The 3,977-nt window shown below is 62.3% G+C and carries 3 protein-coding genes; 2 read left to right on the top strand and 1 reads right to left on the bottom strand.

From position 1 onward, the window contains the following. Both B4E36_RS05235 and B4E36_RS05230 read left to right on the top strand, forming a co-directional pair. The coding region (locus tag B4E36_RS05235; RefSeq protein ID WP_345900073.1) for a DNA-directed RNA polymerase subunit beta' at positions 1 to 2,859 on the top strand (2,859 nt) is incomplete at its 5' end. A 146-nt stretch (positions 2,860 to 3,005) separates the two neighbouring features. Continuing rightward, entirely contained in the window at positions 3,006 to 3,623 is a 618-nt protein-coding gene (locus B4E36_RS05230; RefSeq protein ID WP_292054811.1) for a LysE family translocator, read from the top strand. Positions 3,624 to 3,715: 92 nt separating this feature from the next. Here B4E36_RS05230 and B4E36_RS05225 read toward each other — a convergent pair. Further along, positions 3,716 to 3,977 (bottom strand): hypothetical protein (locus tag B4E36_RS05225; protein ID WP_345900072.1); only part of this gene is annotated, 262 nt, incomplete at its 5' end.

The raw sequence follows: 3,977 nt of genomic DNA, 5'->3' as shown, positions 1-3,977 counted from the left end.
CCGCTGGTCTGCACCGCCTTCAACGCCGACTTCGACGGCGACCAGATGGCCGTTCACATTCCGCTGTCGCTCGAAGCGCAGCTGGAAGCGCGCGTGCTGATGATGTCGACCAACAACATTCTGCACCCGGCCAATGGTCTGCCGATCATCGTGCCGTCGCAGGACATGGTTCTCGGCCTCTATTACCTGTCGATCATGAACGACAAGGAGCCGGGCGAGGGCATGGTGTTTGCCGATATGGGCGAACTGCATCATGCGCTGGAAAACAAGGTCGTCACGCTGCACGCCAAGATCAAGGGCCGGTTCAAGACCGTGGACGAGGACGGCAATGTCGTCTCCAAGATCCACGACACCACGCCGGGCCGGATGATCATCGGCGAGCTTCTGCCGAAGAACGTCAACGTGCCGTTCGACACCTGCAACCAGGAAATGACCAAGAAGAACATCTCCAAGATGATCGACACGGTCTACCGCCATTGCGGCCAGAAGGACACGGTGATCTTCTGCGACCGGATCATGCAGCTCGGCTTCAGCCACGCCTGCAAGGCCGGCATTTCGTTCGGCAAGGACGACATGGTCATTCCGGACGCCAAGCACACCATCGTTGCCGAGACCGAAGCGCTCGTGAAGGAATATGAGCAGCAGTACAATGACGGCCTGATCACCCAGGGCGAAAAGTACAACAAGGTCGTCGACGCCTGGGGCAAGGCTACCGAGAAGGTTACCGAAGAGATGATGGCCCGCATTCGCGCGGTCGAATTCGACCCGGAGACCGGCCGCCAGAAGCAGATGAACTCGATCTACATGATGAGCCATTCCGGCGCGCGTGGTTCGGTGAACCAGATGCGTCAGCTGGGCGGGATGCGCGGCCTGATGGCCAAGCCCTCGGGCGAAATCATCGAGACCCCGATCATCTCGAACTTCAAGGAAGGCCTGACCGTGAACGAGTACTTCAACTCGTCGCACGGCGCCCGTAAGGGTCTGGCAGATACCGCCTTGAAGACGGCGAACTCGGGTTACCTGACCCGTCGTCTGGTCGACGTTGCGCAGGATTGCATCGTCAACACCGCCGATTGCGGCACCGACAAGGGCCTGACCATGACCGCCATCGTCGATGCCGGTCAGGTGGTGGCCTCCATCGGCCAGCGCGTTCTCGGCCGTGCCGCCCTCGTTGACATCGAGGACCCGACCACCGGCGAACTGATCGTCGAGGCCGGCCGCCAGATCAACGAGGCGGACGTCGTGCGGATCGAAGCCTCCGGCATCCAGTCGGTGCAGATCCGTTCGGCGCTGACCTGCGAAGTCCAGACGGGCGTCTGCCAGGTCTGCTACGGTCGCGACCTTGCACGCGGCACGCCGGTCAACCTCGGCGAGGCCGTCGGCGTTATCGCGGCGCAGTCGATCGGCGAGCCCGGCACCCAGCTCACCATGCGTACCTTCCACCTTGGCGGTACCGCAACGGTGGTCGACCAGTCGTTCCTGGAATCCTCCTATGAGGGCACGGTGCGCATCAAGAACCGCAACGTTCTGCGCAATTCCGACGGCGTTCTGGTGGCGATGGGCCGCAACATGGCGATCCAGATCCTCGACCAGCGCGATCAGGAGCGGTCCTCGCAGAAGGTCGCCTACGGTTCGAAGCTGTTCGTGGACGACGGCGACAAGGTCAAGCGCGGCCAGCGTCTCGCCGAGTGGGACCCCTATACCCGCCCGATGATGACGGAAATCTCCGGTACGGTTGATTTCGAGGATCTGGTCGAAGGTCTTTCTGTTACCGAAACCACGGACGAGGCCACCGGCTTCACCAAGCGTTCGGTCATCGACTGGCGCTCGACGCCGCGCGGTTCGGATCTGAAGCCGGCAATCGTCATCAAGGGCGAAGACGGCGAAATCCTGAAGCTGCCGCGTGGCACCGAAGCCCGTCTGCCGCTTTCGGTGGACGCGATCCTCTCGGTCGAGCCCGGCCAGAAGGTCAGCCAGGGTGACGTGCTTGCGCGTTCGCCGCTGGAAAGCGCCAAGACCAAGGACATTACCGGTGGTCTGCCGCGCGTTGCGGAACTGTTCGAGGCCCGCCGTCCGAAGGACCATGCCGTGATCGCCGAGATCGACGGTACGATCCGCTTCGGCCGCGACTACAAGAACAAGCGCCGCATCCAGATCGAGCCTGCGGAAGACGGTGTCGAGCCGGTGGAATATCTCATTCCCAAGTCGAAGCCGTTCCACCTGCAGGATGGCGACTACATCGAGAAGGGCGACTACATCCTCGACGGCAACCCCGCTCCGCACGACATCCTTGCGATCAAGGGCGTCGAGGCGCTGGCCTCCTACCTCGTCAACGAGATCCAGGAAGTCTATCGTCTGCAGGGCGTGGTGATCAACGACAAGCACATCGAGGTGATCGTTCGCCAGATGCTGCAGAAGATCGAGATCACGTCTTCGGGCGACAGCGGCTATATCTCCGGCGATATTGTCGAGGCGATCGCCTTCGACAATCTCAACGAGGAACTGGTCGCGCAGGGCAAGAAGCCTGCGGAAGGCGAACCGGTGCTGCTCGGCATCACCAAGGCCTCGCTGCAGACGCCGTCCTTCTTCTCGGCGGCTTCCTTCCAGGAAACCACCAAGGTGCTGACCGAAGCGGCGATCGCCGGCAAGGTCGATACCCTGCAGGGCCTGAAGGAAAACATCATCGTCGGCCGTCTGATCCCGGCCGGTACGGGTCGCGCCATGAGCCAGGTCCGTCGCATCGCGACCACCCGCGACGAGCTCATCATCGACGCCCGCCGCAAGGCCTCCGGCGCCGACGAGGCGACCCCGATGCTGTCCGCGATGAACCCGGAAAGCGAGCCGCAGCCGGGCGAATAAGCCTCTGCGTTGAAGCTGTCTGATCTGAAAGCCGCCGGTCTTGTGCCGGCGGCTTTTCTGTTGTGAAGCGCTCTGTCACCAGACAAGCTTGCGATGCGTTGCCAACGCGCATAACCTGTTTCTCAAACGTAGCGGGGACCACTTCCATGGCCGATCTGTCCGGTATTCTCGCCATCGCGCTGGCATTTTTTGTCGTTGCCGTCTCGCCCGGTCCGGCCAATATCGCCGTCGCGACGATTGCGATGCGGTTTGGCAGAGCCGCGGGGCTCATTTTCGGCGCCGGTCTTGCTGCGGGGCTTTCATTCTGGGGCGTTGTCGCGGCGACGGGAATGGGGGCGATGCTTCAGGGATCGGTATATTTCTTGAGCGTTCTTAAAGTGCTCGGCGGGGCCTACCTGCTCTACCTTGCCTTTCAGTCCGCGCGCGCTGCCGCAAGGTCCGGCATCGAGTCTGGCGGGAAGACGGCCGCGGACGGGCGTTGGTTTCGCCGCGGACTTGTCCTCAACCTCTCGAACCCCAAGGCCGTTCTGGCGTGGATGGCGGCGCTTTCCATCGGCGCGGAGTCCGGCGGGCAGCCGATGATCGCGGCCACGGGGCTTTGCATGATCCTCGGGCTCGTCAATTATACGCTTTATGCCCTGGTGTTTTCGCTACCGGGCGCGATGGCGGGATATCAGCGGTTCAGGCGCGCCATCGAAGGCGCTGTGGCTGGTCTGTTCGCCATGGCCGGTTTCGGCCTGATGCGCTCGGCCTTCAGCCGCTAGGAAACATTCTGGCTCCGGCCTGCTGGCGCGCTTTCCCCGCTTCCGTCGTGTGCGGTGCGGCTGGACCATTTTTGGGTCCTGCTGAAATATCGTTAGCCAAAACAACGGCGGTCGCACAGACTGAAGTGGTTGCGGAGCGAGCGGCGATCAGGTGATTTCATGACTTCGCTTCGCATGGAAGAATGGAACGCTTCATGCGTTCTGATAACAAAGCCGGTACGGGTCGCCAGGTTCATGGCATGGATGGTCGTCGCGGCGCGTCCCGCGACGACCTCATCATCGACGCTCGTCGTGAGGCCTCCCGCGCCGACGAGGCGACCGCCAATGATCTCCGCGATGAACCCGGAAAGCGAG

Origin of the sequence: Martelella sp. UBA3392 (genome assembly GCF_002358775.1) — a bacterium.
Taxonomy (GTDB): Bacteria; Pseudomonadota; Alphaproteobacteria; order Rhizobiales; family Rhizobiaceae; genus Martelella; species Martelella mediterranea.
The sequence above is the reverse complement of the archived record's forward strand: the minus strand, read 5'-3'. Positions and strand labels throughout refer to the sequence as shown.

What these genes read in the sequence shown, in the direction of transcription:
- B4E36_RS05230 (WP_292054811.1), top strand. Translation starts at nt 3,006, where the DNA reads ATGGCCGATCTGTCCGGTATTCTCGCCATCGCGCTGGCATTTTTTGTC.